Here is a 26,151-nt window from a genome sequence, read left to right as displayed (position 1 = left end):
AGTGACAAACGGAAAGCCTCCGCGCCGCCACACCCCAGCGACGCACGCACCCCCGCGGGCCCCTGACCGAGGCCGAACCGACTCAAGGGCCTATTCTATTCTCCGGACACAGACTTGTAAACCCTTCCGCCCGGGCTCCCCCTGTTGTCCGACGTCAGGGAGCGAGGACCAACGGTCAGAGGGTTCGCAAATGTTCGTGATAGGAATCCTGAAGCCCTCTCAGGACCGCGAAGATCCTGTCCGCCAATTTTCGGTTCCCGGCGCTGTAGCGCAGGAGTCCGCCTTTGAGGTCCTCTGCCGAGGCATGATAACGAGCCAAAATCTCCGTCCCGATCAGGACGTTGTATTCGGGGTCCAGAATGTCCTTGGCATCCCGGATATGAGGGTACTTTTTGGTGATGCTTCTACGATGAACCCGCCAGCGGACCTGCATCAACCCGTAATCCCCCCCCTTGGAAACCGCATCGTGGCGCGCGGAGGATTCGTTGACGATCATGGCGGCGACGACGAAAGGATCTTGCTGGAACTTCTCGCTGGCCTGGAGGATGTATTCCGCATAATCCAGGGCCATGCGCTTGGAGAGCTTGCGATTGTACCGGGACAGCAAATTGGAGATGCTCTTTCTCTGGGCCTGACGTCGCTTCTCGAGCTCCTTCGCCCTGAGGGCGACGGCCTGAGCGTTCTTCTTGACGAGAACAGGGTCTGCAGGCTTGACGGAGGGTCGGGCCTCCGCTTTGGAGGGAGAGGGAAAACCGTAATATTCGAGCTCCGCCCTCGCCGCGGGAGAAAAGCCAAAGAAAAAAAACGCACAAGCAAAGAAATATCGAGCCATGAGAGAAAACTTCATGGAAACCCCCCCGACAAAAACAAAATCGAGGCGCGTACCGTCCTTTTCCGAAAAAGAGGCCTTCCCCAGCAGGACCCTGAGCACCGCCCTATAAAGAAAAACAATCGCCGCAAAATAGCGACGAGATGCCCATCAGCAACACCAGTACTATAACACAGCGGCAAACGACAAAAATCGGAAGGGCAAAGGGAAGAGAAAACCTCTCTCCTCCCCTTGCCAAAAATCTATTTTTTTGTTTTTTTGCCTTTAGGAGCTCCTTTGGCCTTGGGCTTGCCGCCTTCATTCGAGGACTTTATCCCCTTGTTTCTCTGATCCCTCAGGGACTTGGCGGCAACCTCGTCCGCGACGGGACGCCCCTTGTCGTAACGGACTACGGCCTCCCGCCAGTCGCCGCTCTCGTCAGGCGCATAGTCGCCCACCGCGCGACGCAGCCGGACCAAGGCGACATACATCTCCTTGACGGCGTTGAGGTATTGGGTGCGCACTCCCTGATACGCCGTCTGGGCGTTGATGAGGTCGATCTGGGCTCCCATCCCCTCCGAATACATCAGTTCCGTAATGTGAAGCTCCTCCTCCGCACGCTCAACCTGACGTTTTTTGTCCTGTTCCGCCACGGAGGCCTTCTTCCAGTCATTCATCGCGATCGAGAGATCCCGGCGAGTCTGATCCTCCAGAGAGGCCAATCCCTGCTCGGCGGATTCCAATAATCTGTCCGCATTCAGCACACCGTATCTCGTCCTGTTTCCATCGACGATAGGGATATTCAGCTTAAGGGACGCCGCCGCCTCCCCCTCCTGGGGAGCGGCGGACAGCTCAGGATCCGCCCAGGCCGTCCACTGCATCCCGAAATCAAGGGTGGGCGCCAGGCCCTTGCCCGTCAATTTCTTGACTGTCCGGGCCCTGTCGACCGCAAGACGCGCTGCACGTACGTCGGGGCGGGCCTCCAAGGCTTTTTCGTAACTGAGACTGATGTCGAACACGGGGACGTAAAGAGGCTCCTCAAATGGCACCACGTCCGCCCCTCCGGCCAAGTAGGAAAGGTTTGCCAGCAGGTTGAGATAGAGCGTCTCGGACTCCTTCACCAAGCTCTCCGCCTCCACAACCTGGGCCTCGGAACGCACGACATCCAGCTTGGGGACCAACTGCTGCCGGAATTTTTCGGTCGTCACCCTATGGTTTTCCGAGCGCTGACGCAGGATATCCTTTTGGAGGGCAACATTTTCCCGGGCCAGGACCGCCGACCACCAGGTCTCCTCCGCCGTGGCGATCAGGGCGTTGAGGGTTGCGTCGAACTGCGCGCGCCGGGCCTCATACCCCAGGATGCGCTGACGTTCGTCCAATGAATAACTCCCCGAGATGTCGATGCGGTGCGTCACACCCAGGTTGACACCTCCGGCAGTGATGTCCGAATCCTTCGCCCCCATCATAGTCTGACCGGAGAGCCACGACCCCGAGGCGGAGACCCCCATCTGAGGACGCTGAACCGCGACTCCGCTCAACACGGCGTAGTATTGTGCCTCGACGGACTTCATATCCGCCTTCAGGGAACGATTTCCTTGAAGGACCCGACTCAGATACTCGTCGAGCTTCATCGACTCGGAGGCTGCGGCCCCCTCCATGAAGGCTGCAGACAACCAGACAAGAAACAGAAAAAAACTGCCCAAACGTCTCAAATCGCCCACCTCAACAATCAGCAGTTTCCTTTTCGGCCTCGAAGCGGTCCGAAGACACGCACCCTCAAGCCTGTTCAGCCCCTTGAGGCCAAAAAAATGGAGCTCGAAATCGTTCGAAACCAAGGATACCGCGCTATTTTCATGATTATACTACATCGCCGTCGACCTCTTGTCCGACCCCAAGAAAACCGCAACCGCTCCTCTTGTTTCTGACGTGACCGGGAAGGGCTTACCGACGCGTGTTCTTTCAATCCCCGTAACCGAGAGGCAAATCCCGTCAAGAAGCGCCGCTACACGGAATTCGGAACACCGCATCGATGGAGAGACGGTCATTCCCCTCGAAAAGCTTCGCGCCCAAGCGGCAGAGCTCCTGCAATCCTCGCACCCCGTCCGCAGTATCATGTTTCCTGACCATGCCCCCCAGCCCATCGTAAAACTTTTCCGGAGAACGGCATAGCGAAGATAGGGAAAAAATGTTGACATTGCTTTTAATGCGTCCTATACTCTATAGTAGTAGTATTACCTATTCAAAAACGTTTTGGTAGCAAAAGTACGTTTCAGTCTATCCTGAATAAGGAGGCGTCAATATGGCCAAGTTGTCCGCTATTCTGCTTGGGGACGCGATGATACCGTTCCAGGGGTTTCAGGCAGCCTGGGAAAAGCATTTGTCTCCATACGGGGATATCGCTTTTGCAGGCGACTGGGAGCCATCGTGGGATAAGCTTCAGTACCGCCGACTCGAAGTCGAGAAAAAAGGACCGGAAATAGAACCCTGCGATCCGCTCGTTCTCAGGGAGGGGAAAAATGCTTCTGTTTTAATGGGACTTTTTATCGCCGTATCCTCCAGTGTCATGGATGCCATGCCCTATCTTCGCATCATCGGCGTTTCCCGGGCAGGGCTGGAAAACGTGAATGTGGAAGAGGCCACGAGAAGGGGCATTCTCGTCTTCAACGTAATGGGAAGGAACGCTCACGCCGTCTCCGATTTTGCAGTAGGCATGATGCTGGCGGAATGCAGAAACATAGCAAGGGCATTCGTGTCCATCAAAAACGGTGAATGGCGCAAGACGTTCGCCAACAGCGGCAATATCCCTGAATTGGGTGGAAAGACCGTCGGAATCGTGGGATTTGGCAACATTGGACGCCTGGTCGCCAAGAAGCTTTCCGGATTCGAGACCAATACGGTGGTCTACGATCCTTATGCCTCTGCGGAAAGTATCCGCGAGGCCGGATGCACCCCTGTCGATCTGGAGGAGTTGTTTTCTACGGCCGACTTCGTGACCCTCCATGCGCGCCTTACAGATGCGAATAAGGGCATGGTCAATGCCGAACTGCTCGGAAAGATGAAACCCTCCGCATATTTGATCAACACCGGGCGCGCAGGTCTGGTCGACCAGGATGCGCTTGTGGAGTCCCTGAGAGAAAAGCGGATTATGGGGGCCGCTCTCGACGTGTTTGCGACGGAGCCTATCGCCAAGGACAGCCCGTTTCTCGCATTGGACAACGTCACCCTGACGACGCACATCGCCGGAACGACGAGTGACGCCCTCACCAACTCTCCGTTCCTGCTCGCTTCGGATATCGCCGAATTTCTCAAAAACGGCGCCGGAAAGTTCATCGTGAATCGTGACGTTTTGGACGACCCCGCATTCAGAAGCTGGTTGGAAACGGTAAGAAGGTAAGGGGCTGGAAAAACGGTACGGCGAACGGAGGAAAGTCGATGCTTGTCAATTTCAGAGAAATGCTCTCCGATGCCTACAGGGATAAACGAGCGGTCGGTTCTTTCAACGTTTACAACTATGAAACCATGAGAGGTGTTCTGGACGCGGCGGTCGAGATGGGCTCCAAACCCGTCATCCTGGCTTTTGGAGCGAAATACCTCGAAAACATGAGCTTGCAGGACGCCTACTCCATGGCCTTTGCGCTCTCGAGCCAAAGGAACATTCCTGTCTGCCTTCATCTGGATCATTGCTCGGATATGGATGTGGTTTTCCAGGCAATCAGGGAGGGATTCGGTTCCGTCATGTACGACGGCTCGTCCCTTCCGTTTGAGGAGAACATGGCGAATACGAAACTGGTGTGCCGTTTTGCCCACGCCTGCGGCGTTTCGGTCGAGGCCGAGCTGGGGAGCATTGCAGCAGGAGAAGCCTCGCACGAGGGCAGTCCCGACGACAAAGAGGTGTATACGAACCCCGAATCCGCACGCGAGTTTGTTGCCCGGACGGGGGTCGACGCCTTGGCCGTCTCTATCGGAACGGTTCATGGGCTCTATAGAGGGGCCCCGAACATACGTCTGGATATTCTGGAGAGGATCGACAAAATTTTAGGCATGCCTTTGGTTCTTCACGGCGGTTCGGGCATACCGGAAGAGACGATTCGTGCCTGCATAAAGGCGGGAATCTGCAAGATCAACGTCAACACGGAAATTTCCTCTTATGCGGTTGCCGAATTGTCGAAATTGGTGGGAAGCCCCAAGCCCCCTCACCTATCGGTGCTCGCTCTGAAAGAACGATCCTGTGTAGACGAGGTGGTAAAAAAATACATCCGTTTTTTTGAGGCTCAATAGACATGCTTCGACATTTGACGTTTGCCCCGTTTTTCATCGGTATCGGTGGGGCTGAAAGGAAAGCACTGGTGTCCATGCCTTCGCTCCTCCAATCCGAGCGAATTTCGCCTCGAGAGAGGAGGGGCTATCCACGTCACAATCACAGCTCCAAAACGTTGTACTTCGTGAATTTCGAGTATGGTTCGATTGAACAGGAAGAGATTTTTGGAGAGTCCGTAATCTGCGTGCATTGAGAATTTACCGGATGATGGAATTGGGTATAAGGACTGAATGCTTACCATCACAAAGGAGGTAACCTGCATGACAGCTTCTCTGGGTTGGTTGTTGGGGTCTTTTGCCGTTGCAATTTTCTTCGTGCTGATCACCATCGTAGTTTTCAAGGTGCACCCCTTTCTCTCCTTGCTGCTGGGTTCCATCGTTATGGGGCTTTGTTCGAAAATGGCATTCAACGATATCTCCGCCAAAATAGCCTCCGGCTTCGGAGGCACACTCGGGAGTATCGGCATCATCATCGTCCTGGGCATCATTCTGGGAGAACTTCTGCACCAATCCGGCTGCACCGGGCAAATCGCGGGCTTGCTCCTTCGGATTACGGGGGAGAAACGGGCTCCCTTCGCCATCAACCTGACGGGGTTCATCGTCTCCATACCGGTCTTTTTCGATGCCGCTTTCATCCTTCTGCTCAGTCTCATCAAACAAGTTTCGCGCAAAGGCAAAATTCCTTTCATAACGCTCGTTACGGCGCTCGCCATAGGACTGATCACGACGCATGCGGTGGTCATCCCTACCCCCGGTCCTCTGATCGTGGCGAACAACCTGAACCTCAATCTGGGATATTTTCTCTTCTACAGCCTTATCGTAGCTATAGCCGGAAGCCTCGTAGGCGGGGTGGTCTACGGCAGGCTCATCGGTTCTTTGCCGGGAAACGCCACCGACTTCGCCAATAACTTCGACGACCTCGAAGAAAATCCCGTCTCCCAAACAGTCTCTAAAGACGGACCCAGCGGAGAACTCGGCATATTTCTCATCTTTCTTCCCATTGTCATCATACTGGCGGGAACGATCGCCGCGGCGACCATAGCCGACAAGACATCGACGTCCTACAGAGTGCTCGCCTTTCTCGGCGACAAGAACATTGCGCTTCTGATCGGCGTGCTGGTAGCCTACCTGCTGCTTCATGGACATATACGCACCAGCTTTTCGGAGCTCATCAGCAAATGCGGCGAGCACGCAGGAGCCATATTCATCATAACCGGAGCCGGCGGTGCATTCGGTTCCGTCATCAACGCAACCGGCATCGGCAAGGCACTCGTCGAGAGCATGTCGGGCTGGACCGGCACCTCAGCCGGCCTTCTGTTGATCATCGTCTGTTTTGCGATCAGCCAGATATTGAGGGCAGCGCAGGGTTCCACGACAGTTGCACTCGTCACCACATCATCCATCATGGCGCCCATCGTGGCCCGGCTTTCAGGGGTTTCGCCGGTCCTGATAGGACTTGCGATCTGTGCCGGAGGCATCGGCTGCTCGCTGCCGAACGACTCCGGTTTCTGGGTGGTCAACAGATTTTCCAGGTTCAGCATAAAACAAACCATGCAATGCTGGACCATCGGCGGGACCATCTCCGGACTGACGGTGCTCGCCTGTCTAGTCGTCCTGAACTTCTTCGCCGGAGTCCTTCCGGGCCTTTAGGGACGACCTTTTTGCTTTCCTCAGCAATCTTTCTAACGAACAAAGACACTATATTCAATTTAATTCAATCAAAATTTTCTCAAGCCATCGATTGCTTCAGGGAGGCATAAACGTAACTCCCCTTTACCAGAAAACCCACAAGCGGCCCGGGAGACCCGATTTCCATTCCCGGGCTGCGTTTCCCGAGGAGGGGGAAGGGAAGGAGGCAACATGCGCTACGTCATAGCTTTGGATGTCGGAACTTCGGGCATGATCGCAGCCGTATACTCCGAGATCGGCGAGTTATGCTATTCCAGCTCGGAGGAGTATCACAACATATTTCCCGAACCCCTCTTTGTGGAACAGGAACCTTCGACCTGGACAAATTCGGCCATATCGCTTTTGAAAAAAACGGCGGACTTCTTTAAATCGATTGGGGCAGCTCCTCTGGGCATCGCATTGACGTCTCAACGGTCTTCCCTGATCCCGGTCGACAAAGTCGGCAGTCCTTTATGCAACGCCATCATGTGGCAGGATAAGCGTACTCTTCAGGAATGCCGTTTTCTGGAGGAGGAATTGGGGCTTTCCTGGCTGCATCAAAAAACGGGGCTGCGCATCAACCCCTTTTTCGTCCTCCCCAAAATACTCTGGCTTAAAAACCACCATACCGCTATCTACAGGACCGCCCATAAGTTTTTAGGCGTGCAGGATCTTCTGGTGCACCACCTCACGGGGCGTTTTGTCACCGACTGGACTCAGGCCAGCAGAACCATGTTGATGAGTCTATCCACCTTCGACTGGGACCCGGAATTGCTTGATCTGGCTGGGATCGGAACCGAACGCCTTTGCACACTTCATCCTCCCGGCTCTTTGGCAGGAGGATTGCTCCCCCGGGTTGCCGATATCGTCGGACTCCCCTCCGGGCTGCCTGTTGCGATATCGGGCGGCGATCAGCAGAATGCGGCTGTCGCACTTGGCGTTATCAAGGAAGGGGTTGCGGAAGCAAACACCGGGACCGGCTCTTTCGTCCTCTCCTATGCCAACGCCCCCGTTTTCGATCCAAATTGCAGGATCGTCTGCCAGGCGGCCGCAATTCCAGGAAAGTGGGTGGCCGAAGCCGCGATATTCAACACCGGCTCAATATATCGATGGTTCAAGGAACGCTTCTGTCCCGACCTTGCGAATACGGCGTTCGCATACGCCCTGATGAACGATGAGGCAAAGACATCGCCGGCCGGAGCCAATGGCGTGATGCTTCTCCCCCACTTTGAAGGCAGTGCCGCTCCTTACTGGGATCCGCTTTCCAAGGGGTTGTTTTTCAACCTGTCTCTGGGCTCCCGTCGTGCGGATATGCTCCGTGCGATTATGGAGGGGATCTCCATGGAGATAGCCGACAACCTTTCGCTCATTCAAGATCTGGCAGGTCCTTTGGAAGAAATCAGGGTAGCCGGCGGTATGACCCGTAGCGACCTCTTCTGCGAGATACAAGCCAACACTTACAACAAAAGATTGCTTAGGCACAAAAACAGCGAACAATCTTCGTTGGGGGCTTGCATCGTTTCTGCACCGGCACTGGAACTTCACCCTGACATCGATCAAGCCTTCGAGCAGATGGCATCGAAACAATACGACCTTTTTGAACCTCAATCGGAAGCTGCATCGAGCTATTCCGAGCTGATGGGCCGAAAGAAAAGATTGTACTACGCCCTCAGGGACTCCAACATTTTTTCGGACTTTGCAGCACCAATTACAACTTGAAAGAGGCCCGAAAGGAGTGCTCGATTCATGCAAAATAAAGCTTGGAAAACCACGGCAATCCGGTTTTTATTTCTGCCTTTTTTGATCTTTTTTCAAGGCATGACCCAAGCATCGGAGATAACGGCCATCGTTGGTGCCCTCGGAGAGGCAACGTACTCGCTTCACCTCCCGGCGTCTTATGATGAAAAGGTCTCCCTGCCATTGGTGATCGTGCTGGATACAGATGCATCGGGCAAAGTGAGTGAAAGGCTTGCAACGGCGAACACGAAAAGCGAGTTCTCTGACGGCTACGTTTTGCTGGTGTTCAAGGACACACCGGACTTGAGCCCTGATGACATCATTGCCGTCATTGTAAAGGTCAGAAGCGAATATTCCATCGACGACACGATGGTCTTCGGGGCATCCGTTGCCGGTACGCAAACACTGTTGGAGGTCATAGCAAAAAAATACGACGTCCTTTTCGCAGCGACGCAGGAGCTCTCCGGGGCAGGTGGATGAATTCGTCAAATCGATGAGGGCAACGAAGCGAGGCAAAGTCTATCTCGCCTCAAACCTTAAAGGGATAAATCATTAAGATTGTAAATTTTAGAATTATTATCGTTGATTTTGAAAGGAGGGGAAAAACATGCAAAACTTTACATTGTACCTGGGGGAATTTGCGGGGACGGCCTTGTTCATGATACTGGGCCTGAGTGTTTGTGCCAACGTTTCCTTGAAAAAGTCCGGAATGTTCGGAAGCGGCGGTATAGTGGCGGCCTCCGGATGGGGGTTGTCAATGGTCGCTATTGCAGTTATCTTCGGCCCGCTCACCGGTGCGCACGTCAATCCTGCAGTGACGGTCGGTTTTTGGGTCGGAGGCGATTTTCCAGGATATTTGATACCAGGATATTTTCTGGCACAATTTGGGGGCGCGTTTGTCGGAGGGCTGATGGTCTGGGTGATGTGGAAGGATCATTTGGATGAAGAACCTGATGAGGAAAGCAAATTGGGCGTATTTGCTACAGGGCCGTCCATTGCCAATCCCTTCAGAAATTTTTTATCGGAATCCGTTGCGACTTTCAGCTTGATGCTTGTCCTTCTGTCGCTATCGCATCAGCAGCCGGCGGGAGGTGTCCCTATGTTCTTCGTCTTTGCCGGTGTTGGCGGCGGTATTATGGCTTATGGCGGTCTCACTGGCTACGCGATAAATCCTGCAAGGGATCTCATGCCTCGATTGGTACATGCAATCTGTCCCATCAAGGGAAAAGGCTCATCCAACTGGGGATATGCCTGGGTACCGATTCTAGGTCCGATTACGGGCGGCGCATTCGCTGGGGCGATATATAAAATTTTATTCCCCAAGTAGAGGCACTAGAATACAACAGAGGGAGGTAATCTCATGTTTTTGTTTTTGTCGCATCCGTTGGATCCCGAAGATCTTGCGTGGCCCGGAGAACCTACAGTTAAAGTGAGGCAGTGTACGGATATAACTGAAGACTGCCCTTTTTGCAGCTTTATCTCCGAGATCCCCAACCACTGTGGAACACATATGGACGCGCCCCGTCATTTCGTGAGGAACGGATTGAGTATCAATGAGCTGACGATGGAATATTTTTGTCACCGGGAAGTGGCTTTGCTTGAGATCCCCAAGGGAAAAGCGGAAGGTATCACGCGCGAGGACCTTGAACCCCATGAAGGTATTTTATCAAAGGTCACCTTTGCCCTCATCCGTACCGGATTTGAGAGATACCGTAAGGGAAATCCCAAAATATATCAGAACGAAGGCCCATATGTTGCCCCAAGTGCCGGCGATTACTTAACGGAAAGATTTCCTAATTTGAAGGGAATTGGCATGGACTTTCTGGCAATAGGTTCTCCATCCCCAGCTGTTCCCAAGGGAGAATTGCCACCGGATTGTCATAGGCATATACTAGGATACTTTTCCGGAAAATTTTGCACAGCCATCGAGGACATGCACTTGTCCGAATTGCCCAAAAACAAGAAAATCGACAGATTGATCAACGCTCCGCTGCGAATAGTTGGGGTGGACTCCAGCCAGGTAGTTTGCATTGCTGAAGTGGAAGACTGACGCATAGAAGAAGAAAAAATTGAAACAGCTCCCTCCAGCAAAGGAGAATACACATGAATTTTTCCATTGTTCCGTCACTTAGCCCCATTTTTTCTAAATGACTCATAAGCAGGCGGCTTCTAGAGGAGGCAAAAAATGGTTTTACGAAGAACCTCATAACCATTTTTCTCAGCCCGCAAGCCGCCTGCTATTATGTTGTGTTCGATGAAGGCAAAAGAGGCATCCCTGGGGAGAAACGGCTCAACTTGCCGCCGTGGGTCACTCTCGCTCCTTCCCCCTCAAGAGATAGGCCTTCACGGCGTTCTTCGCCACCGGATAACGGGCGACGATCCCCTCGACGACGGACCGCATGGTCGCCCCCTGGGCTCGCATGACGTCCGCCTCGTCCTTCCAGGCGCCGTCATCCTGCTGCCCTGGCACATGTCCCTCGACGACCAGGACCATCTCCCCCTTCACCCCCTGCTCAAGCCGGGCGAGAAGGCCCGAAAGCACGTCGCGGATCGATTCCTGATAGACCTTGCTGATCTCCCGAACCAGGGCGGCCCGGCGGTCCCCCCAGGCCTCGATCATCTCCGCAATCTGGCGCTTGGCCTTGTGCGGCGAGACATAGAAACAAAGCGTCCAAGGAACGCCGCTGAGAGAACGAAAGAGATCGGCTCGTCCCCCTGGCTTCTCCGGGGGAAAGCCGAAGAACAAAAAAGGATGGGGCGTCAGGCCGGAGAGCAAGAGGGCCGGCAGCAGGGCCGAGGGTCCGGGCAGGACATCCGCCTCGATCCCCTCGTCGACCGCGGATCGGAGCAGGATCCATCCGGGGTCGGAGACGCCGGGAGTTCCGGCATCGCTGATCACTGCGACGTGTTTGCCCTCCCGCAGGGCCGCCATCAGACGGGGCAGACACGCCTTTTCGTTGTGAAGATGAAAGGGGACGAGCGGTGCCGCGATCCGATAATGCCGCAACAGAATGGACGAGGTGCGCGTGTCCTCGCAGGCGATCAGGTCGGCACTGCGCAGGACACGGAGCGCGCGCAACGTGATGTCCTCTAAATTGCCGATGGGAGTGGGAACGAGCGTCAACGGCACGACGGCACCATACGGCCCGGCGTTTGAGACCTGGCCATTCGAGATAAAAGCCCCCCAACATTTTCCGTCAAGGGCAAGAGTCGATCATCCTTCAATTCAGCCCCTCCGGTTCATAGGCCCTCAAGAGCTCGGGCGTATAATTTCCCTCCTCGTCGTGAACGAAGAGCGGCCGCTCGACGAGAAGCCCTTCTCCCCCACCCTTCACGCACTCGATCAGAAAGAGATTGGAGGGCTTGAGGGGACGGGGATGGATCAGCCTCAGGCGTTTGGGCACAAGCCCTCTCCGGAGCACCGCACCGATGAATGCGGCCATCCGATCCGTGCGAAACACGGCGAAAAAACGTCCCCTCCCCTTGAGCAGACGCGCCGAAGCCGCCGCCACGTCCGCGACGGAACATCGGGATCCTTGACGCGCAATGGACCGGGCCTCCACAGGGCTGGTCCGGCCCCGCCCCGGCTCCTCGTAGGGCGGGTTCACAACCAGACCATCGAAGGCATCGGACGGCAACAGGGATGTATCCCGCAGGTCCCCGCACAGAAAGGAGACGCGATCCTCCAGGCCGTTCTCTCGTCCGTTGCGCTCGGCCAAGGCGACGAGGTCCGGTTGAATTTCGAGCCCCACGATGCGGAAGTTTCCCGAAAAACGCAAGGCCAGCATCAAAGAGACCGCCCCCGTCGCGGCCCCCAACTCAACAAAACTCGCACGCCTCCCCGAAGGACGGCGTACCCAGGAGGCCAACAGCACCGTGTCCATGCTCACGCGGGGCCCTTCCTCGGGCTGCCAGAGCCTCAGGCGGCCATAGAGGATATCGTCGTGCGTCACAGCCGTTGCTCCTCAGCGGTAGTTCTCGACATCGATTCCCACGATCCGGGAAAGTCCGGGCTCCACCATCGTAACGCCGTAGATCAGGTCGGCCCGCTCCATGGTCGTACGCCGATGGGTCATGACGATCAGCTGCAGCGAGCGGGAATACTCCTTTGCAAGGTCGGCGAACCGGATCAGGTTGTATTCGTCCAGTGCCGCGTCCACCTCGTCCAGCACGGCCAGAGGTATCTTCGCGACCTCGAGCGCGGCAAAAAGGTGCGCGATGGCCGTAAGGGACTGTTCTCCCCCCGAGAGCTGCGAAATGTTCTGGAGCTTCTTCCCCGGCGGCCGGGCATAGATCTCGACTCCCCTGTCCCAGAGGGTCCCCTCCTCCTGCAGGGTCAGCCGTGCTTCCCCTCCGGCAAAAAGCCTCTGGAATAGGGCGTTGAAACGACTGTCGATGTCGGCCATTGCGCGCGAAAAGGAGGCCTCCACCTGAGCGTCCGTCTCCTCGATAAGGGTTTTGAGCTCGTTCACTCCGTTGCGGACGTCCTCCAGCTGCTCGGTCAGGAAGTCGACCCGCTCGGTCAGAGAGACGTCCTCGGACAAGGCTCCGAGGTTGTAGTTCCCCAAAGCCCGCAATTCGCGCTCAAGACGGCGCAGGGATCCTGTAAGGTCGCGTCCTCCCTCGACCTCCCGGGCCTCCGCCGCATCGTAGGGATACTTGTCGTCCCAGAGCTCGATCAGCTGAGTTCGCTCGGACTCGGCCGCGGTCAGACGCTCGGACACGGCCGCAATTTCGCCGCCCAAGGCCGAGAACGTCGCGGTGGCCTTCTGCTCCCGCTGCCGCAGACGTTCCAGACGAAGGTGACCCCGACGGACCTTTCCCCGCTCCTCCTCGAGCTTCAGCTTGAGTTCCGCCTCGTCCCGGCGGATCGAAAGATACTCCCGTCCGATGTCCGCAAGGACGGCCCGCCTCTCCTGTTCCTCTTTTTTCCCGGCCCCGAGCTCCTCAAGGATAGCCGAAAGGCGAACGGTCAAAGCTCCGTGTTCGCGCTCCATCCGCTCCGAAATTGCACGGGAGCTCCTGAGACGCTCCTCCGCCAAAGTCAGTTCGGCACGAAGCCCCCCCACGGCCGAGGAGGGGTCCTCGCCATCCGGCAGCTCCTCGAGCTCCGCCATCTCGTCGGCAAGAAGGTCGAGCCTTTGCTTGGCCTCGACCAGGGAGGAATTGAGGATGCCCATCTCCTCGGCCGCCTCGGCGATCTCCCGTTCGATCCGGTCGAGGGAGGCCGTCACGGAGGCCAGGGCGCGCTGCAATGTGGCGTGATCGTCTTTCGCCCGATCCACGGCTGCCGCGGCCTCGTCCCGTTCCCCGGCCAGACGCCGCTCCTCCTCCTCGGAGCGTTTCAGGCGCGCCTCCACGAGGGCCATACGCCGCTTCAGCTCCTCGATTTTCTCCGCCGCCTCCGCCATCTGACGGTTATGTGCGATCGCACCTCCGCTCTGCCTTGCGCGTCCGCCACTGACCGTCCCCGAGGGGGCGAAGACCTCCCCCTCCAGCGTGACGATGGGAAAACGGGCTCCTTCCTTGACCAGCCCGCTCCCCAGGGCGTACCTCTCGACCACCAGAAGGTCGCCCAGAAGATGACGCAGTGCGCTCTCCCAGGGAGAGCGCGTCTCGATCAGCTCTATGGCCCATCCGAGGACGCCGTTCGTGGGCAGCCGAAAGCGAAGGTCCGGGTTACGCGGCCGACAGCGTTCCAGGGGAAGATAGGTCACCCGACCGGCCCGGCGCTGCTTCAGGAGCTCGATCCCTTCCTGTGCCTCGTCGAACGTATGGACCAAGAGCCAGAACTGACGCCCCCCGAGGTAGGCTTCAAGCGCGGGAGCGAGGTCCGAGGGACAGGAGAAGACCTCGGCGACGACCTCGGGTCTTGAACGCATCCTGTTCAAGCGCGAGGCGGAAAGCAGGAGACGCACGGGTTCGGGATAAAGCGAGGACTCCGTGTTCGACTTCAGGGCGTCGAGCTCCGCCTCCTGCCTCATCCGCTCGCGCCGCAGCTGCTGAAGGGCGGCCGCGTCCTTCTGACAGGCCGCATAGGACGCTGCGTGTTCCTCGACGAGTCTGCGGTGTTCTTCCTCGCAGCGGAGAAGCGTGCAGTCCCCCATCCCTGCGGACAGGCGGTCCCTTTCCCCTGCAAGCCGGCCGAGCTCGTTCCTCCCCTCCGCCTCCGCGGCGGCCAGGGCGCGCAGCCGAGCTTCAGTCCTGGCGACGAAGAGCGAGCGCTCCGCGTGTTCGTCGTGCAGTGTCTGACGACGCAGACGCTCCCGCTCCAGGAAGGCCCGGCTCTCCTCCAGTTCCCTGAGCCGTGCCTCCAGAGCCCCGCGACACTCCGCAAGGCGGGCCTCCAGAGCCGAGGTTTCCGAGCGCGTCCGATCCCACTCGGCCCGGAGGACGCGTTCTTCCTCCCCCAGCCTCTTGCGCTCCGCACCAAGGTCCGCTCGATCCTCAAGAAGGGCCTTGATACGGGTTGAGGCCTGAAAAGCCTGACGACGCAGGGCGTCCTTTCTGGAGGCAAGCTCCTGTTCCCGCGCGAGAAAGGAGGATTCGTCGAACCCCTGGCTTCGAAGCCGTTCCTCGCCGGAGCGGACGGCCAAGCCCCAGAGGTTTCGCCACTGGCGGGCCAGGTCCTCGTGGGCCTGAAGCAGCTGGCGCTGGCGCCGAAGCCCGCGCTCCTTCTCCTCCAAAGAAAAGCGGCGGGAGAAGTAGAAGTCCCGGCGCAGGACCTCCAGGTTGTCCAGAATGCCCTGGGCCTCCACAGCGACGGCCACCTCCGGAGCGATTTCCTCCCGGCGGCTCTCGAGCTCTCCGATAAGGGTGTTGATCCTCTGGACCTCGGAAAGGGCCGACTCCAGCCGGATGTTGGTCTCCTCGCGCCGACGCCGATATCGGTCGATCCCGAAGAGCAGTTCCAGATGATGGCGCCTCTGCATGGGACGTTGATGGATGGCCTCCGAGACCTCGCCCTGCCCGATAAACGCGAAGTCCTCTCCCTCCAGCATGAATCGTGCCTTCACCTCGTCCAGGTCCTGCATGCGGATTCGGACCCCGTCGACCTGCAACACCGAACCTCCCTCCGCGGTGTACTGCCGTCGCAAAGAGGCCGTCCCGTCCGCTCCGGAAAGCCTTATCCCCACCTCCGCCTCCTTGGAGGCGGGGACGGTTGCGCTCCCCTGGAAGAGAAGATCGCTCTGCCTCACGATGCGAAGCGCAGAGGGACTGCCCTCGCCGAGAATCCAGCGCAGGCCGTCAAGAATGTTGCTCTTGCCGCTTCCGTTCGGGCCGACGATCGCCGTGAAACCCCGCGAGAAAGAGAATTCGCAGCTGCTCCCGAAGCTCTTGAAACCCTTAAGATGCAGATGATCTATGGACAACTACGGAACTCTCCCGTCGTTCCATCTGTTTCGCCCGGCGCTCGACGGCCTCGCAGGTCCCCTGGAGCTCGACGCGATACTTGCTCCAGGCGAACTCGGGCATGCCGACGATCAGGATCCTCCGCTCCAGCTCCTCCTCCCAAAGCTGAAGATAGGTGTCGCCTACATATTGCGCTATCGGCGCACTGGCCTGGATCAAAAGGGCCTCCGCACGGTTGGCGTGGGCGATCTTGCGCAGGAACCGCTTGATGGACATGGCTACGGTATCCTCACGCAACACCCATCCGGTGTCGCTGCAAAAGGGGCAGCCGCGCGTCAGCACGGACCGCAGGTCGGGGCGTCCGCGCTTGCGCGTGATCTCCACAAGACCCAACTGCGTCATGCTGAAGACGCGGGCACGCGAACGATCGGAGTGAAAGACCTCCTCCAGCCGGTTCAAAAGGCAGCTCCGATCCTCCTCGAACTCCATATCGATGAAATCGATGACGACGATCCCGCCGATGGAGCGGAGGCGCAGCTGGCGTGCAATTTCGTCCGCTGCCTCGAGGTTCGTCGCCAGGGTCGTGTGCCGCATGTCCAGATCCCCGACGAACTTGCCCGTGTTCACGTCGATCACCGTCAAGGCCTCCGTGTGCTCGATGACGAGGTAGGCCCCGGATCGCAGCCAGACCTTGCGGTCCAACGCGCCCTCGATCTCCCGCTCGACCCCATAGTACTCGAAGATGGGGACGACGCCCCCGTAGAGGACGACATGGGGCTTGTCCGTCCCGTAAAGTCTGGAGATGAAGTCGTTGACGTGTCCGAACTCCTCCTCTCCATCCACGATGATCTCGTCGACGCCCCCATGGACCTCGTCCCGCAGGACACGTCCCAAAAGCCCCATATCCTTGTAGAGCAGGCACGGGGCGGACTGGCGCGAGGCGTTGTGCTCGATCTCCCGCCAGAGGGCGAGCAGCGACTCCACGTCCTTCGCCAGAGTCTCCTCGTCGACCCCCTCCGCCGCAGTCCGGATGATGACACCGAAGTCATCGCCTCTCAGGGCCTTTGCAAAATGCCTCAGCCGCTTGCGTTCGTCCTCGCTCGCGATGCGGCGCGACACCCCGGTCTCACCGCCGCCGGGGACCAGGACGAGATAACGCCCGGGAAGGGACAAGCGGGGCGTCACGCGTGCGCCCTTGTTCTTGCGAGCCGTCTTGGTCACCTGGACGACCAGCTCCTGATTCGGGACGATCTTCATTCCCTGGGCGTCGTTGAGGTAAAGAAAAGCGTTACGCCCATCACCGATGCTGACAAAAGCGGCATTGATGCCGGGCAACACGCTCTCCACCCGAGCCTTGTAAATCTCCCCCGCCTTCTGGTGGTCCCACATGCGTTCTATAAAAATTTCCGACAGCCGCCCATCCTCGAGGATTGCGACGCGCGTCTCCTCGCTCTCCAGGGTGTCGGCGATTATCTTTCGATCCGAAGACACATCCTGTCCTCCTTTATCGTCGGGGCCTCCGGCCCCCTAGTCCCAAACTTCAAAACAACCACCCGATCGGCCGGCCCTCAGAGGGCAGGCCGACCCGGCAGCTCAATTTTCGTTCCGTCCCAGGATCCGATGGCGACCCTGACGACATTGATCTCTTGCCAACCGGCCAGCGCCCCGGACGCAATCATCGCCTTGACCCAGCCGCCGATGCCGTTCCGTGCGGGCGAGGAGAGCACAAGGGAAACACCGTTTGCCATGCCGCTCTCTCCAGCACCGATCTCGGCGCTCAGGACGGCGTCCCCGTAGTGCGCACGAGCGCGTTCCGCCAGATTAGCATCCGTCAGGACGAAGCTCCTCAGCCAATACAGCGCGGCCCCGCACTCCTTTCCCAGAGAGGGCGCACCCTCCGGAGGGAACTGGACTCCGCGGATACGGAACCCGTCGGGCATCGCACCGTTCCATCGCTCGATCAGGTCGTCGGACACCGCCTCGAGATGGATATCCACAGGTTCCATCAGTGCGACCACACCGGCCGGAAGCTCCGGGCCAAAACTGACCTTTGCGTGGGGCGAAAAGCCGGCGGTCATCACCGGCACCAGGCCAGCCCTGCAGGCCGCACGCGTAAAGAGCTGGGCCAGAGCCACATGAGGGACAAAACAAGCCCCCCCTCGTTTCTCGTAAAAAAGACGCACCCTGACGCTCACGAGGAGGCCTCCGTTCCGTGACATCCCAGCCCGCAGGAGGCACAGCCCGACCGGCAATCCACCGTGGTCCTCGAAGCGTAGGCCCTCCTGCGCTCGCGAATCAGGAAATCCCGGGTCACCCTGGAATCGATACGGTCCCACGGCAGCGGTTCCGACTCCTCTCTCTCGCGTGTGAACGTCTCGGGCGCCAGGGAATGAAAATCGAAAGCGTCGAGCCAGCGCGTCAGGTCGAAGGTCTCGCTCCACCCGTCGAATCGCGCCCCCATCCGCCACGCCCTCTCGATGACGTCGGCCACACGGCGGTCTCCCCGCGCGAGAACCCCCTCGAGAAAGGATTGCTCGGGCTCGTGGTACTTCAGGGACACCGATCGGTCCCGGACCTGTCCCTTGAGATAGCGTCCTTTCTCCCGGAACTCCTCAACCGTGTTCTGGCGCTCCCATTGAAAGGGGGTGTGGGCCTTGGGAACGAACCCCGCAACCGAGACGGCGACGGTCGCGCGCTTTCTTCCGTTCCTGCGCGCCAGGGCCAGAGCGGACTGAGCCAGGCGCACGATTCCGTCCAGATCCTCCTCGGTCTCGGTGGGCAGTCCCATCATGAAGTAGAGCTTCACGCGATCCCAACCGCGGGCAAAAACTTCTTCGAGACAAGCGAAGATGGACTCCTCCTCGAAACCCTTGTTGATGACGTCGCGAAGCCTCTGGGTCCCCGCTTCCGGAGCGAAGGTCAGACCTCCCCGGCGAAGTTTCTGGAGCCGCTCGGCCAGACCGATCGAGAATCCGTCCATTCTCAGGCTGGGCAGGCTCAATTTGACGTTCCTTTCGGACAGGGGGCCGTTCAGCGCGTCGATGAGCCCCTCGATGTCCGAATAGTCGCAGGAGGCCAGGGAGAGGAGCCCCGCCTCCTCCCAGCCCGTCCGCTCCACCAAATCCACGATCGATTTCGCGACGGACTCCCGCCCCCGCTCCCGGACCGGGCGACAGACCATGCCCGCCTGACAGAAGCGGCAGCCGCGCGAACAGCCCCGAAACAACTCGAGAGCTGCCCGATCATGGACCACGGCCACGGAGGGAACGACCAGCGCCTCGGGGAGAAACGCCTCCTCGAAGGATTCCAGGAGCTGACGCCGGACCGGCCGATCGCGCGCCTCGTCAAAGCAGGAGGGAACATAAATCCCTTGCAGCCTCGAACACGCCTTTAAACGAGATTCACGCGGCTCCCCCCGAGTGTCCCGAAGCAGGGACAGGAGTTCCGGAAGCATTGCCTCCCCCTCCCCTACGCAAAAAAGGTCGATAAAGGGAGCTATCGGCTCGGGGACGAGAGCCCCGGGACCGCCGGCAATGACGATCGGATCCGAGCTGCAACGGTCCTCGGACCGAAGAGGGATGCCCCCGAGGTCCAGCATCGTCAGGATATTGGTGTAGCCCATCTCGTGCTGAAGGGTAAAGCCCAGCACGTCGAAATCGCGAAGCGGACGTCCCTGTTCCGTGGAATGGAGCGGAAGCCCATGACGCCTCAAAAGGGACTCCATGTCGATCCATGGGCAATACGCCCGATCCACGAGATGGCCTTCCTTCCGCAGGAATGCGGAAAGAAGCTGAAAACCGTAATAGCTCATTCCGATCTCGTAGACATCCGGAAATGCGAGACAGACGCGCAGGGTCCCCTTCGCGTCGTCCCAGGGCAATGGGGTGTAGGGCCTCCACTCGCTGCCGCAATAACGGGAGGGGCGCGAAACCTGCGCCAGCAGGGGCCACATCGGCCCGTCAAATTCCGGAAAGACCATCAAACAAACGCCTCCAAAGGATCAAAACCGCGACTCGGGAGAATAGTCCCTATCGAAAATCAAAAAAGGAAACGCTTGGCGCTGTCGACGTAGACGCTGCCGACAAGCCCCAGGGCGATGAAGACGGCAAGGAGAGCACTTCCACCGTAGCTCAGAAAGGGCAAGGGCAACCCCGTGACCGGCATCAAGCCGATGCTCATCCCGATGCTCTCGAACATCTGAAACCAGATCCAGACGGCTACCCCGGACACCAGGATCTTGCACCTCCGGTCGCGGCTTCTGAGGCCTGCAGCGATGATGCGAAAAAAGAGCAAGGCGAAGAGAAACAGGAGCAAAGAGGTCCCCCAGAAGCCAAATTCCTCGGAATACACGCTGAAGATGAAATCGGTGTGGGGCTCCGGAAGGAAGCGCAGCTTGCTCTGCATCCCGTTCATGAACCCCTTGCCCCAGAAGCCGCCGGATCCTACCGCGATACGCGACTGAATGACGTTGTAGCCCGCCCCCAAGGGATCCCTCGTCGGATCCAAAAACACGAGCAGCCTCAGCTTCTGGTACTCCTTAAGAAAAAACCACAGAAAAGGCGTCAGAGCGAGACCGCATCCCGCAAGCGTCCCCAGATACCGCAAAGGAGTACCGGCGATGAAAAGCATCCCGAAGGTGATGACGATATAGACCAGGGCGCTTCCCGCATCCGGCTGGGCGAGCACCAGCAAAACCGCCGGCGCCGCCACCCCCAGCCCCCCCAGGAAAGCCCTCAAGTTCAAAGGAGGATAACGGCTCAGCCATTTCGACAAGACCAGGATAAGGGAGATCTTGGCGAACTCGGAGGGCTGAAAACGAAAAAAGCCCAACGAAAGCCAACTCTGCGCCCCCTTGATTCGGGGGGCCAGGAGAACGGTGAGGAACAGAAGAAACAGCGTCATCAGATAGATGGGATACGCTGCATTCAGCAGTCTTCGGTACCCCACGGCGACCACGAAGAACATCGCGAAGCAGCCCCCCACCATCCATAAGGTCTGGCGAAGGGCAAAATCCCAGCCACGCCCCAACCGGCCTGCCCCGGCACTGAACACGCAGAGCAGACCACAGCCGACCAAAAGCAACACACACCCGATAAGGATGCGGTCCAGTTCGGCAACATCCTCCTTGAAGATCGAAAGGTAGGGGGTCTCCATCACCATTCAACGCAAAAAATCTGCGGCCCCTTCCTCAGCGATGCTTCTTTTTGCCGGATCTCTCCCCTTCGGGGCGGGAACTCGGCCTGGCCGGCAGCTCTTCCTCCGCCGCTCCTCCACCCCGTTTGATCCTCAGAACGGGGATGTTCGCCACGAGGGCCACGGCCTGCTCGTCCCTGTCCAAATCCAGCTCGATCTTGTTCGTGTCGATATCCATATATTTGGTCAGGACCCCGATCATCTCCATCCTGAGATTCTCGAGCAACTGCGGGGATATGTCGGTACGATCATGTATCAGAACGATACGAAGGCGGTCCCTGGCCCTCTGGGCCGAATCGCAGGTCCCTCCCCCGAACAGTCTTTTTAAGAACTCCACGGTCTATCTCTCCCTCTTTTCAAAAAAATCGCAGGTAGAAGTCAGTCGAGTCCCTTACTTGAAGGAACGTAAAAAGCCATATTCCTCAGCGGCCGCACCGCCGCCTCAGACAGGGCTATTCCGACAAGCCGCCAAGCAGAGGACGAGGCGACCCTCAGGACTAGCGCAAACGGAAAAAGCGCTTGATCTGAGAAAGAAAACCTCGCGCGCCGCCTACATCCAGCTCCATGAGAGGGACGTCTCGCCCCTGAAGACGCTCGGCAATGTTGGCATACGCCTGAGCGGCGGGAGAATTCAGGCCAAAGGTGAGCGGTTCGCCGCGATTTGACGATTTTATCACCCCGTCGTCCTCGGGGACGATGCCGATCAGCTTGATGGAGAGGATATCGAGGATATCCTCTCGCGCCAGCATATCGCCGTCCTGCACCATGTTGGCACGAAAACGGTTGATGATCAGCCGGATCGGGGATTTCCCCATGGACTCGAGCATTCCGATGATCCGGTCCGCATCCCGGACGGAGGGAACCTCGGGCGTCGTAACCACAAGGGCCTCATCGGCCCCCGCGGCGGCATTTTTGAATCCTCCCTCGATGCCCGCGGGACAGTCCAGGAGCACGAAATCGAAGTCCGGCCTCAAAAGGGCGCAGAGCTCCATCATCTGTTCCGTATTGACGGCGTCTTTCGTGCGCGTCTGGGCGGCGGGGAGCAAAAAGAGGTTTTCCACCCTTTTGTCCCGCACCAAAGCCTGATTCAAACGACAATTTTTCTCTATGACATCGATGAAGTTGAAGACGACCCTGTTCTCGAGTCCCATAACGACGTCCAGATTGCGCAGTCCGATGTCCGCATCGACGGCGACGACCTTTTTTCCGGATTTTGCCAGGGCAACCGCTATGTTCGCAGTGGACGTCGTCTTTCCGACCCCTCCCTTACCGGAGGTGACCACTATGATTCGAGCTCCCAATCCTAACCCTCCATTCGCTTTCCCAAAACTTCTCCTCTGCGGAAGATCGGGGCGGATCCTCGGCCCCGATCAATTCATCCCGCTCGTAAACGAGCTTTCCCTGACGACCACCCTCTCCTCCTCAAGGGTGATCAAGACGGGTTTCTGCCACCAGCTCATGGAGTTGTCGGCATAACAAAGCCGATGGCCCACCCGCACCTGCGAGGTCTCGAAGGAACCGGCCAGGACGTAGACATCCTCCCTGCCCTCGCTGCCGGCATGCACAAGTCCTTTGAGCCGCCCCGCAACGACGACGCTGCCGGCGGCGAGAATCTCCGCCCCGACATGCAGATGTCCCCATAGGATAACATCACCGCGAGCCTCGATATTCTGTCCGGAGCGCAGCGAGTTGTAGAGGACCAGCGTCTCCGGACGCTCGGACACGGCGGCCACGGACGACAAGACGGAGGAGGGTTCATCGGTCCTCAGCCCCGCATTGCGCAGGCGCTCCCGGGTCCGGCTGTCCGTGGAAAGCCAAGCCAGGACCTTAAAGCCTCTCGGCCAGACCACGGACTGTAAAATCTTGACCAGCAGCTCCTCCGAGCAAGGCCTGGATTGGAAGTCCAGAACCACGCCCTCTCCTATGGGGAAAATATAGGCCTGCGGGGGAATCCGCTGCAACAAATCCAGCAGATCCTCCTCGGAAGGGAACTCGGGAAGGAGCATCCTAATACCATAGCCCGTCCCCTTCATCCGAATGGGAGAGGACCGATCCTGTACTTCGACACCCTTGTGCTCCATTTTCAATCCCCCTGATTTTCGCCCTCGCCGGCAGGGTGGCTCAGGATGTGAGCCAGGAGCTCTCCGACAATCGGCGAGGCGACGCTGCTGCCGTGTTTTCCCGCCTCGATCACCACGACGGCGACGTATTTGGGATCGTCGGCCGGAGCGTAACCGGCGAACAAGGCGTGGTCGTCCCCATGAGCATTCTGCGCCGTCCCCGTCTTTCCTGCGACCGTCACCCCAAATTTGCCCGCCCTGGCACCCGTTCCTTTACGAACGACATAATCCAGGCCCTTTTGGACGATCGAAAGGGATTCCCGGCCGATCCCCATATCCACGGGCTCCCTGTAGGCCCTGTCGCAGAGAAAGGGCGAGACCAGTTTGCCTCCGTTGGCGACCGCCGCGTAGATACGGGCCACCTGGAGGGGCGTCAGGAGAAGATACCCCTGTCCGATCGAATAATTGATCGTATCCCCCTGATACCAGTTTTCCTTGAAGCGCCGCTTCTTCCACTCCGGGCCCGCGATCGTTCCCGAGGACTCCCCCGGCAGGTCAATGCCCGTCGGCTCACCCAGCCGAAATTCCCGGCACCACTTCAGCAGGCGATCGATCCCGAGCTTCAGCCCCACCTGATAGAAATAAACGTCGCAGGAATGCTGCAGAGCCGAAAGCACGTTGACCGTACCATGCCCGCTGCGCCTCCAGCAACGAAACGTCCGGGAGGGCAGCCGAAGCGCCCCTCCGCAAAAGAAGGACGTCGAGGTCGTAGCGACATTTTCCTCCAGGGCGGCCAGAGCGACAAGGGCCTTGAACGTCGATGCGGGGGGATAGACCCCCGCGATGCTCCGGTCCAGCATCGGCTTGGCGGGGTCCCGTGTGATGTCCCTCCACTCCCTGCCGGAAACTCCCCAGGCCAGGGGATTGTTGTCGTAGGTCGGCGAGGAGGCCAATGCAAGAATCGCCCCCGTCTTGACGTCCATCGCCACAAGGGCCCCCTTGTGCCCCGCAAGCAATTCGACCGCCAGCTTCTGGACCCCCATGTCCAGGGTAAGCCGCAGATCCTCTCCCTTGATCGCAACCCGGGAATCCAAAGTACGCACCCTGCGCCCCCGGGCATCCACCTCCAGCGCCTCTTCCCCGGCAAGCCCGCGCAGCTCGGCCTCATAGGATCGCTCGATGCCGCTCTTGCCGATCAGGTCTCCGCCCGAATATTCTCCTCCCGAACTGGCCTTGAGTTCCTCCTCCGAGATCTCCCCGACGTATCCCAGGATGTTCGCCGCCAGGGCTCCGGCGGGATAGGTCCGTCTCCACACGGAAAGAGGGAACAGCTCGCGGGGGAACTCGGGGTCGGCGACCAACGCCGCCATCTGCGGCATCGTCAGGTTCGGGACGAGGCGAATCACGCGATACGGAGCCCACCGCTGCTGGTGGATCGTCCTCTCGAGGGCCTCCACTGTCATCGGTATGCCGTGGCGGGTCAGGATGCCGCTGAGCCGTTCCAGCTTCTCCGTCGTGTTGAGGTCCAGAGGATAGCCCATGATGCTGAACGTCGTCTCGTTGACGGCCAAAGGGACCCCGTGCCGGTCGAAAATTTCCCCTCGGGGGGCGGAGAAGCGAATCAACCGCAGCCGATTGTTGTAGGCCAGACGCACGTATTTGTCGCCGTGAAAAATCTGAAAAAAATAGAGACCGCCCAAGAGGATGAGCAGAGAGAGAAAAATTCCCCCCAGCAGCATCTTCAGACGATCGTCGAGCAGATCTCTGATTTCAGGCATGGTGCTCCTTCAGACGCTTCGAGTACAAATAGACGCACAGGAGCACCCCAGGCAGGGCAAACAGCTGCTGCAGAGCAAAAAATACGCCTCCCGTATCCCCCCCCAGAATCAAAACGGGCAAAAGCGGGGGCAACAACTGTGAGACCTCCAGAAGAGCAAAGACGATTAAAGGAGTCCGCCCCTGAACCGGCAAAGCGTTCCAGACCCAGAGAACCAGCATGACGACGCAAACATACCCCAGGGTAAAGAATCCGGGAACCCCGATCCAGCGCAAATCCCAAACAAGCCCCCCCAGAAAGGCCGTCCAGATGGCCCACAGGCGGTCGTCTCCCTCCTCGGAGAGCAGACGGTAGACCACCGTCAACAAAAAAAGCTCCGGGACCTGCATCATACCCCAGACAAGTACGGTCAACAAATCCTGCAGGAGCCAGAACAACGCGGAAACCATCAGCGCCCCCCCGCCGTCGGCTTCAGAATGGAGACACCGTAAAACCTGGAGAGATCCGCGCCGGGCTCGACGCGGTAGGTTGCATAGCCGTCTCCCGTGGACTCCAGCTCCTCCTTGATCCAGCCGACGGGGAGCCCCGGCGGTAATTGTTCTCCGATCAGGGCCGTGCTGATCTTCATCCCCGCCATGTTGCCCCTCCCGGCAGGAATGTAGTTGAGCAGAACCGAACCGTTCCCGTCCCCGACCACCACCCCCAGCTCCCGAGTCTCCTCGATCACCACGGGAATCATCAGGGAGGGCGAGGTCAGAAGTTCCGCCCACGAGGAAAGAAGGGACACGGAACTGATGCGTCCCACGAGATAGCCGTTCTGAAATATCGGCAGCCCGACGGAGATGTGATCCTTTTCCCCCTTGTCGATGCGCACCTCGTTCCACCAGGACATGGGGGCCCGCAGGGTAATCCTGGCCTCGTCCATTCGCGCATCCAGATCGGCACGAATACGCTCGTTCGCCACCGCGGCCTCCAGAATTCGAAACTTCGCGTTCTCGTCCTTCAGGCGTTCGATTTCGCGCTGAAGTGCCGTCTTATTTTGAGCCCAGCCCCACCAATCCACCAGAAAACCGCGCAAACGCACGGCAGGATATTCCGGGACGGAAAGAATCCCTCCCAGCAGGTCCACGACCTTTTTGGATACGCCCAAGCTCGAGCCCACGCCCAACAGCACTAGCCCCAGGATGAGAGCCGTCAGGCCGTGAATCCACTCGAGGGTCTGGCGCCGGTCAAGCATG

22 protein-coding genes are annotated in these 26,151 nt (G+C 58.6%); 7 read left to right on the top strand and 15 right to left on the bottom strand.

Features of this window, described 5'->3' with window-relative positions; all coding sequences use genetic code 11:
• Window positions 1-175: 175 nt before the first annotated feature.
• Window positions 176-847, bottom strand: a complete 672-nt coding sequence (locus EII26_RS02285) for a transglycosylase SLT domain-containing protein (RefSeq protein WP_124887518.1) — start codon at window positions 845-847, stop codon at window positions 176-178.
• A gap of 224 nt (window positions 848-1,071) precedes the next feature.
• The gene (locus tag EII26_RS02280) at window positions 1,072-2,529 is read right to left on the bottom strand and encodes a TolC family protein (protein WP_124887517.1); all 1,458 of its coding nucleotides are present in this window, start codon (window positions 2,527-2,529) and stop codon (window positions 1,072-1,074) included.
• 578 nt (window positions 2,530-3,107) lie between these two features.
• On the opposite strand from EII26_RS02280, the gene EII26_RS02275 reads away from it, so the two are divergent.
• The 7 genes from EII26_RS02275 to EII26_RS02245 all read left to right on the top strand — a co-directional run bounded on the left by EII26_RS02275 (window position 3,108) and on the right by EII26_RS02245 (window position 10,580).
• The gene (locus EII26_RS02275; RefSeq protein ID WP_124887516.1) at window positions 3,108-4,202 is read left to right on the top strand and encodes a 2-hydroxyacid dehydrogenase; all 1,095 of its coding nucleotides are present in this window, start codon (window positions 3,108-3,110) and stop codon (window positions 4,200-4,202) included.
• 38 nt (window positions 4,203-4,240) lie between these two features.
• Window positions 4,241-5,086, top strand: a complete 846-nt coding sequence (locus tag EII26_RS02270; protein ID WP_124887515.1) for a class II fructose-bisphosphate aldolase — start codon at window positions 4,241-4,243, stop codon at window positions 5,084-5,086.
• A 300-nt stretch (window positions 5,087-5,386) separates the two neighbouring features.
• On the top strand, window positions 5,387-6,775 hold the full coding sequence (locus EII26_RS02265) for a GntP family permease (protein WP_124887514.1): 1,389 nt from the start codon (window positions 5,387-5,389) through the stop codon (window positions 6,773-6,775).
• A gap of 210 nt (window positions 6,776-6,985) precedes the next feature.
• Window positions 6,986-8,512: an FGGY-family carbohydrate kinase gene (locus EII26_RS02260; RefSeq protein WP_124887513.1), complete on the top strand. Its 1,527-nt coding sequence runs from the start codon at window positions 6,986-6,988 to the stop codon at window positions 8,510-8,512.
• Window positions 8,513-8,539: 27 nt separating this feature from the next.
• Complete coding sequence (locus EII26_RS02255) at window positions 8,540-9,010, top strand: hypothetical protein (protein WP_124887512.1); 471 nt, start codon at window positions 8,540-8,542, stop codon at window positions 9,008-9,010.
• A gap of 127 nt (window positions 9,011-9,137) precedes the next feature.
• Window positions 9,138-9,857: an MIP/aquaporin family protein gene (locus EII26_RS02250; protein WP_124887511.1), complete on the top strand. Its 720-nt coding sequence runs from the start codon at window positions 9,138-9,140 to the stop codon at window positions 9,855-9,857.
• 33 nt (window positions 9,858-9,890) lie between these two features.
• On the top strand, window positions 9,891-10,580 hold the full coding sequence (locus tag EII26_RS02245) for a cyclase family protein (RefSeq protein WP_124887510.1): 690 nt from the start codon (window positions 9,891-9,893) through the stop codon (window positions 10,578-10,580).
• A gap of 258 nt (window positions 10,581-10,838) precedes the next feature.
• Here the strand turns inward: EII26_RS02245 and rsmI are convergent, their stop codons facing one another.
• From rsmI to mreC, 13 genes are all read right to left on the bottom strand, one after another.
• Window positions 10,839-11,660 carry a 16S rRNA (cytidine(1402)-2'-O)-methyltransferase gene (gene rsmI / locus EII26_RS02240; RefSeq protein ID WP_124887509.1) on the bottom strand — a complete coding sequence of 274 codons (822 nt, stop codon included), beginning with the start codon at window positions 11,658-11,660 and terminating at the stop codon, window positions 10,839-10,841.
• Window positions 11,661-11,751: 91 nt separating this feature from the next.
• Window positions 11,752-12,483 (bottom strand): tRNA1(Val) (adenine(37)-N6)-methyltransferase, encoded by a 732-nt coding sequence (locus tag EII26_RS02235; RefSeq protein ID WP_233572553.1) that lies wholly within the window; start codon window positions 12,481-12,483, stop codon window positions 11,752-11,754.
• 12 nt (window positions 12,484-12,495) lie between these two features.
• The gene (smc, locus tag EII26_RS02230) at window positions 12,496-15,903 is read right to left on the bottom strand and encodes a chromosome segregation protein SMC (RefSeq protein ID WP_124887508.1); all 3,408 of its coding nucleotides are present in this window, start codon (window positions 15,901-15,903) and stop codon (window positions 12,496-12,498) included.
• Window positions 15,878-17,374 (bottom strand): Rne/Rng family ribonuclease, encoded by a 1,497-nt coding sequence (locus EII26_RS02225; RefSeq protein WP_124887507.1) that lies wholly within the window; start codon window positions 17,372-17,374, stop codon window positions 15,878-15,880. Before EII26_RS02225 ends, smc begins: the two co-directional genes overlap by 26 nt.
• Window positions 17,375-17,451: 77 nt before the next feature.
• Window positions 17,452-18,078, bottom strand: a complete 627-nt coding sequence (locus EII26_RS02220) for a TIGR03936 family radical SAM-associated protein (RefSeq protein WP_158612104.1) — start codon at window positions 18,076-18,078, stop codon at window positions 17,452-17,454.
• The gene (locus EII26_RS02215; RefSeq protein WP_124887505.1) at window positions 18,075-19,862 is read right to left on the bottom strand and encodes a TIGR03960 family B12-binding radical SAM protein; all 1,788 of its coding nucleotides are present in this window, start codon (window positions 19,860-19,862) and stop codon (window positions 18,075-18,077) included. Before EII26_RS02215 ends, EII26_RS02220 begins: the two co-directional genes overlap by 4 nt.
• A gap of 59 nt (window positions 19,863-19,921) precedes the next feature.
• Window positions 19,922-21,043 (bottom strand): rod shape-determining protein RodA, encoded by a 1,122-nt coding sequence (gene rodA / locus EII26_RS02210; protein WP_233572552.1) that lies wholly within the window; start codon window positions 21,041-21,043, stop codon window positions 19,922-19,924.
• A gap of 28 nt (window positions 21,044-21,071) precedes the next feature.
• Entirely contained in the window at window positions 21,072-21,413 is a 342-nt protein-coding gene (gene minE, locus EII26_RS02205; RefSeq protein WP_124887504.1) for a cell division topological specificity factor MinE, read from the bottom strand.
• Window positions 21,414-21,573: 160 nt separating this feature from the next.
• Window positions 21,574-22,377 (bottom strand): septum site-determining protein MinD, encoded by an 804-nt coding sequence (gene minD / locus EII26_RS02200; protein ID WP_124887503.1) that lies wholly within the window; start codon window positions 22,375-22,377, stop codon window positions 21,574-21,576.
• Window positions 22,378-22,446: 69 nt separating this feature from the next.
• Complete coding sequence (locus EII26_RS02195) at window positions 22,447-23,157, bottom strand: septum site-determining protein MinC (protein WP_124887502.1); 711 nt, start codon at window positions 23,155-23,157, stop codon at window positions 22,447-22,449.
• Window positions 23,158-23,159: 2 nt separating this feature from the next.
• Window positions 23,160-24,914 carry a penicillin-binding protein 2 gene (mrdA, locus tag EII26_RS02190; protein ID WP_124887501.1) on the bottom strand — a complete coding sequence of 585 codons (1,755 nt, stop codon included), beginning with the start codon at window positions 24,912-24,914 and terminating at the stop codon, window positions 23,160-23,162.
• On the bottom strand, window positions 24,907-25,362 hold the full coding sequence (locus tag EII26_RS02185) for a hypothetical protein (RefSeq protein WP_124887500.1): 456 nt from the start codon (window positions 25,360-25,362) through the stop codon (window positions 24,907-24,909). The genes mrdA and EII26_RS02185 overlap by 8 nt, the downstream gene beginning before the upstream one ends.
• Complete coding sequence (gene mreC, locus EII26_RS02180; protein ID WP_124887499.1) at window positions 25,362-26,150, bottom strand: rod shape-determining protein MreC; 789 nt, start codon at window positions 26,148-26,150, stop codon at window positions 25,362-25,364. The genes EII26_RS02185 and mreC overlap by 1 nt, the downstream gene beginning before the upstream one ends.
• Window position 26,151 lies beyond the last annotated feature (1 nt).

The sequence above is a fragment of the Fretibacterium sp. OH1220_COT-178 genome (assembly GCF_003860125.1).
Classification (GTDB): Bacteria; Synergistota; Synergistia; order Synergistales; family Aminobacteriaceae; genus CAJPSE01.
The sequence above is the reverse complement of the archived record's forward strand: the minus strand, read 5'-3'. Positions and strand labels throughout refer to the sequence as shown.

Bases quoted from the DNA above. Each gene is read 5' to 3' on its own strand.
- EII26_RS02255 (WP_124887512.1), top strand. From the start codon at position 8,540: ATGCAAAATAAAGCTTGGAAAACCACGGCAATCCGGTTTTTATTTCTG.
- mrdA (WP_124887501.1), bottom strand. From the start codon at position 24,914: ATGCCTGAAATCAGAGATCTGCTCGACGATCGTCTGAAGATGCTGCTG.
- EII26_RS02185 (WP_124887500.1), bottom strand. From the start codon at position 25,362: ATGGTTTCCGCGTTGTTCTGGCTCCTGCAGGATTTGTTGACCGTACTT.
- EII26_RS02250 (WP_124887511.1), top strand. From the start codon at position 9,138: ATGCAAAACTTTACATTGTACCTGGGGGAATTTGCGGGGACGGCCTTG.
- EII26_RS02195 (WP_124887502.1), bottom strand. From the start codon at position 23,157: ATGGAGCACAAGGGTGTCGAAGTACAGGATCGGTCCTCTCCCATTCGG.
- EII26_RS02270 (WP_124887515.1), top strand. From the start codon at position 4,241: ATGCTTGTCAATTTCAGAGAAATGCTCTCCGATGCCTACAGGGATAAA.
- EII26_RS02215 (WP_124887505.1), bottom strand. From the start codon at position 19,862: ATGGTCTTTCCGGAATTTGACGGGCCGATGTGGCCCCTGCTGGCGCAG.
- EII26_RS02260 (WP_124887513.1), top strand. From the start codon at position 6,986: ATGCGCTACGTCATAGCTTTGGATGTCGGAACTTCGGGCATGATCGCA.
- EII26_RS02245 (WP_124887510.1), top strand. From the start codon at position 9,891: ATGTTTTTGTTTTTGTCGCATCCGTTGGATCCCGAAGATCTTGCGTGG.
- EII26_RS02265 (WP_124887514.1), top strand. From the start codon at position 5,387: ATGACAGCTTCTCTGGGTTGGTTGTTGGGGTCTTTTGCCGTTGCAATT.
- EII26_RS02275 (WP_124887516.1), top strand. From the start codon at position 3,108: ATGGCCAAGTTGTCCGCTATTCTGCTTGGGGACGCGATGATACCGTTC.
- rodA (WP_233572552.1), bottom strand. From the start codon at position 21,043: ATGGTGATGGAGACCCCCTACCTTTCGATCTTCAAGGAGGATGTTGCC.
- mreC (WP_124887499.1), bottom strand. From the start codon at position 26,150: ATGCTTGACCGGCGCCAGACCCTCGAGTGGATTCACGGCCTGACGGCT.
- EII26_RS02285 (WP_124887518.1), bottom strand. From the start codon at position 847: ATGAAGTTTTCTCTCATGGCTCGATATTTCTTTGCTTGTGCGTTTTTT.